General features: G+C 45.6%; 4 protein-coding genes. 2 read left to right on the plus strand and 2 right to left on the minus strand.

What is annotated here, in order from left to right:
• Positions 1-1,858: copper-translocating P-type ATPase (locus PLL47_RS13680; protein ID WP_324447005.1), on the plus strand; the 1,858-nt coding region annotated here is incomplete at its 5' end.
• A 137-nt stretch (positions 1,859-1,995) separates the two neighbouring features.
• Here the strand turns inward: PLL47_RS13680 and PLL47_RS13685 are convergent.
• The gene (locus tag PLL47_RS13685; RefSeq protein WP_324447008.1) at positions 1,996-3,360 is read right to left on the minus strand and encodes an MFS transporter; all 1,365 of its coding nucleotides are present in this window, start codon (positions 3,358-3,360) and stop codon (positions 1,996-1,998) included.
• Positions 3,361-3,500: 140 nt separating this feature from the next.
• Positions 3,501-3,833, minus strand: coding sequence for a hypothetical protein (locus tag PLL47_RS13690; protein WP_324447006.1), 333 nt, complete (start codon positions 3,831-3,833; stop codon positions 3,501-3,503).
• Between the two features lie 138 nt (positions 3,834-3,971).
• On the opposite strand from PLL47_RS13690, the gene PLL47_RS13695 reads away from it, so the two are divergent.
• Positions 3,972-4,838: an SAM-dependent methyltransferase gene (locus tag PLL47_RS13695; protein WP_324447007.1), complete on the plus strand. Its 867-nt coding sequence runs from the start codon at positions 3,972-3,974 to the stop codon at positions 4,836-4,838.
• The last annotated feature ends 74 nt before the right edge of the window (positions 4,839-4,912 follow it).

Consider the following 4,912-nt stretch of genomic DNA (forward strand, 5'->3'; position numbering starts at 1 on the left):
CTTTGAGATTAGTTTTCCTGGTGCAGATTTAATCGTTTTCTTAATCTCTTCGGTTGTCTATTTCTACGGCGGCTACCCGTTTCTTAAAGGGATAAAGCAGGAGCTTTCTGAAAAGTCTCCCGGAATGATGACCCTTATAGCCATAGCAATCACTGTGGCTTATTTTTACAGTTCTGCTGTGGTCTTCGGGCTTCACGGTGAGGTCTTTTTCTGGGAACTGGTAACTCTTATCGATATCATGCTTCTCGGGCACTGGCTTGAGATGCGTTCTGTTATGGGGGCTTCAAAGGCACTTGAAGAGCTTGTCAAGATAATGCCTTCGGTTGCTCACCTGAGAAAAAACGGCGAGACTGTGGATATTGCTGTGGACCGGCTGAAAATTGGGGATAAGGTTCTGGTCAAGCCCGGGGAAAAAGTTCCTGTTGACGGGACTGTTATAGAAGGGACGAGCAGTGTAAACGAATCCATGCTTACCGGGGAGTCAAAGCCTGTCACAAAAAATCCGGGAAATGAAGTCATAGGAGGTTCGATCAATGGGGAAGCGGCTTTTGTTGTGGAGGTCAAAAAAACGGGAAAGGATACCTACCTCAATCAGGTTGTCGAACTTGTCAGGGCAGCTCAGGAAAGCAAATCAAAAACCCAGGATCTGGCAAACAGGGCTGCACTGTATCTTACGATCATAGCCCTGTCTGTTGGTACCCTGACTTTTGTCCTGTGGATTCTTTTCGGGCAGGCTCCTGTTTTTGCACTCGAAAGAGCGGTTACTGTAATGGTCATCACCTGCCCTCATGCTCTCGGGCTTGCAATCCCGCTTGTGGTTGCTGTTTCAACTTCCCTCGCAGCAAAGTCGGGGCTCCTTATCAGGGACAGGCAGGCGTTTGAAAAAGCCCGCAGCCTTGAGGCTTTAATCTTTGACAAAACAGGCACTCTTACTGAGGGCAGGTTTGGGGTAACGGACGTAGTTTCTCTTTCAGGCGAGGATGACAAAACGGACGAAAAAATTAATGAAGAGAAGATCCTCAGCCTTGCAGCCTCCCTTGAAGCCAGTTCTGAACACCCGATTGCACGAGGAATTCTTGAGAGTGCGAGGGAAAAAGGAATAGAACCCTTGCCAGTCGAAAAGTTCAGTTCCATTCCCGGGAAGGGAATAGAAGGAATAATCGAAGGGAACAAATATTTTGTAGTAAGCCCCGGTTACCTTGAAGAAGCCGGAATCAACCTGAAAGACGAGAAGATTGAAGAAATCAAGGAACAGGGAAAAACAGTTGTGTTTCTGATTGAAGGGGAGAAGGTACTTGGAGCCCTTGCACTTGCCGATATTGTCCGAAAGGAATCAAGGGAAGCCATTTCGAAACTTAAAGGGATGGGCATAAAATGCCTGATGCTTACAGGGGACAACCGATTTGTTGCTGCCTGGGTATCAAGGGAACTTGAGCTTGACGACTACTTTGCAGAAGTCCTTCCGCATGAAAAAGCAGCAAAAGTTCAGGAAGTCCAGAAGCAGTATGTTACCGGAATGGTAGGGGACGGGGTCAATGATGCTCCCGCCCTTGCCCAGGCTGATGTGGGGATAGCTATAGGTGCAGGCACGGATGTTGCAATCGAAACCGCAGATATCGTGCTGGTTAAAAATGACCCTAGGGATGTTTTATACATTATTGAGCTTTCTAAAAGGACGTATTCTAGGATGTACCAGAACCTTCTCTGGGCAACCGGGTACAATGTTTTTGCAATTCCGCTTGCAGCAGGAGCGCTCTATGGGTACGGTATTTTACTGAGCCCTGCCGCAGGTGCAGTTCTCATGAGCCTCAGTACCGTAATTGTAGCTATAAATGCAAGAGCTTTAAAGATGGGGTGATTTGATTTTCGGAATATTTTTCAGATTGAAAAAGATTCTGGCTCTGACAGCCACGGTGCTTGCAGCAGCCAGATTTATCTCAAAGCATACGCGGGGAAAAAGCAGAAAATAAAGTGGTTTAAGCCTGATAATTTTGATCAGTACTCTAAATCTTTCTCAAACCGCCTGAGCCTGAAATTAAGCAAAAATACTGTATAAATTACCATTCCTGCAAGCAAAAAGGCTCTTCCTGCAAACATTTCATATAAAAGCCCTCCGAGGATCAGCCCTGTTATGCTTGCAAGCCCTGCGAAACCGCTGGCAAACCCCTGTACAGTACCCTGATATCTTTTCCCTGCGATTTTTGACAAAAGTGATAGGAACGAAGGCCACATAAGTCCGTCTCCCAGTGCGAAAAATCCTGTTGCAAGGTAAGTAAGAAAGAGATCTCCGGGAATAAGCAGCAGAAAATTTGTGCCGAGCATCAGGCTTCCAAATATTATAAGTGAGGCATCCGAATATCTTTTTGAGAGCCTCGGGAGTATAGACCCCTGCACAATTATCAGAAGCCCGCTCAGGACAGCAAAGTAGATCCCCATTTCAACTATGCTCCAGTCAAGGGCTGCAATTGCGTGCAGTGGAAACGAGGTATAGAAAATATTGAAACCTAAAAAGATGAGGAAATAAAGGCTGAGCATATAGGGAATATTCGGGAGTTTAAAAACCTCTCTGAACGAAGGCTTTCCTGTGAACGAAGGCTTTCCTGTTTTCTCCCTTGCAGTCCAGCATTCCTTTATTCCGTAGCCAAAGAGTTTTCGCATATCTTCGGAATCTACAGGTCCCTCAAGCGAACACTCTTTGCTTTCGGGGATATAAAACATGATAACTGCGATCCCTATCAGTGAAATTGCTATTGCCCCCAGGACAGGAGCCGCTTCTCCATATTGAGTTACGCTCAAAATTCCTGCAAGAGCCGGACCTACTATGAACCCAAGATTTGAGGAAATCGACATTTTTCCGAAATTCCGGTTTCTGTCTTTTTCTTCTGTAATATCTGCAAGATAGGCATTGGCTACGGACACACTTCCTCCTGTCAGTCCGTCAAAAGCTCTGGCAAAGAAAAGAACTGCAAGGGGCAGGGTGAAGGTAAAAGCTCCCAGTACTCCGGAATCTACTTTAAGAAGGGTGGAGACCGGAAGAAAGAGAGCTGCAAGAAAGATAATCCATGAGAGAAGGGTTCCAATCTGGCTTAAGAGCAGGATCCTTTTGCGCCCGTAAATATCAGACCATCTTCCCAGAACAGGCGCACCTATTAGCTGGAAAGCAGGATACATCGAACTTGCAAGCCCGTAAATGAAAGCATTGCCTCCTAGCCGGTTCACGAGAAATACAAGGAATGGAAGAACAATGCTGAATCCGAGTACTCCTATGAAATTAACAGTAAGGAGAGGGAGAAGGGAAATACTCTCGCCGATCGGTTCAGGGCTATTTTCTTGATTTCTGCTTTCCTGACCTGTCTCCATATCTTCCGAGTTGTCTTCGGAAATATTTTCCTTTATATCTTCAGAAATTTTTCTCTCTCCTTCTCTCAACTAGATTTCAAAATTCTCGATAGCAGCCGGTTTTTAGATACACATAGAAATACTTTTACTGCTGGAACAGTTCATTTATTAATCCTTAGAATGTCCACCCAGCGCCTCTTCCTGCATCTCGGGCATTTCAGGTATTTTTTATTTCCACCGTTAGGACCAAGGAAGTTTTCCAGATTTGAAATTTCGAAGATTTCGCCGCATGTGGGGCACAGGTAAGCAAAATTTTTTGTGTGCCATATTACGAGCAGCAGAACTCCTGTGATAATTACCAGCAGCCAGAGATACCAGTAGTCAGGAAGCAAAAGTATGGTGGAGAGCCATATTACTGCAATAAAGAGAAAAATTGCTCCAGCCGTCCTGTACCAGTCTTTTTTAGTAGTTTCCCCATATTTTTTTGCGTTCATAACGGGTTCCACCCATATTCCAGTTTTCTGTTTTTAATTTTTATGCAGAAAATAAGGCTCCAGAGTTACTTAACGTTTCTATGAAATCCGATGGTAACAAAATTAAACGTATATGCTGACTAAAATAAGAGAGGCATCATGACAAAAGCTGCAGCTAAAACAGGGGTGAGCCCAACAGCAATGGTTGCTCTCGAGCAATATTTTCCTGAGAAGCAACGCATCATCGAAGACAGCATAGCTTATCGAATACTGCCTTTCAGCATGAGGGCCTTTGTATGGCTTGTGAAGTCTGATCTGGGCCGGGCCTGGATGGTCCGGGCAACCGAGAAGGAAGCTCCAGGTCTCTGGGGCGGTATGCTGTGCAGAAAAAGGTACATAGATGAGAAACTGACAGACTCGGTAAATCAGATTAACGCGCTTGTTAATCTTGGTGCTGGCTTTGATACGCGGGCATATCGGCTTTCAGTTCTATCTGACATGCCGGTCTGGGAAGTTGATCTACCTGAAAATATCCAGTCCAAGCAGGTCAGGCTGTGTAAGTTGTTCGGAAAGGTCCCATCCCATGTCAGGCTTGTGCCGATAGACTTCGATCGCGAAGATCTGGGCTCCGTTCTGGCGTCACACGGCTACTCTGCGGACAGGAGGACGTTTTTCATATGGGAGGCTGTCACACAATATCTGACTGAAGCCGGCATCAGGACAACCTTTAATTTTCTGGCTAAAGCCGAGAGTGGCAGCCTCCTGGTTTTCACATATGTTCGCAAAGACTTTCTTGATGGCCGGGTCATGTACGGCTGGGAGAAGATTTACAAAAAGTACGTGAAGAATAAGATATGGCTTTTCGGGATGGACCCGGAAGCTTGGCCGGGTTTTCTTGAAGGTTGCGGCTGGAAAATAGTCGAACACCTCGGTTACGAGGAGCTTGCTGAGCGGTATATAAAGCCTACCGGAAGGGAACTTGCTTCTACGCCGGTCGAAAGGATAATTTATGCAGAGAAAGTGTAATCAACTGTGTATGTTCAACTCATGCGTCATCGGTTAAGCGTTAGACAAGCTCTTCTCTATGTGTTTTTATATAA

The organism is Methanosarcina sp. (assembly GCF_035390745.1).
In the GTDB taxonomy this organism is placed as follows: Archaea; Halobacteriota; Methanosarcinia; order Methanosarcinales; family Methanosarcinaceae; genus Methanosarcina.

Coding starts and splice junctions, on each gene's coding strand:
- PLL47_RS13685 (WP_324447008.1), bottom strand. CDS start 3,360: ATGGAGACAGGTCAGGAAAGCAGAAATCAAGAAAATAGCCCTGAACCG.
- PLL47_RS13690 (WP_324447006.1), bottom strand. CDS start 3,833: ATGAACGCAAAAAAATATGGGGAAACTACTAAAAAAGACTGGTACAGG.
- PLL47_RS13695 (WP_324447007.1), top strand. CDS start 3,972: ATGACAAAAGCTGCAGCTAAAACAGGGGTGAGCCCAACAGCAATGGTT.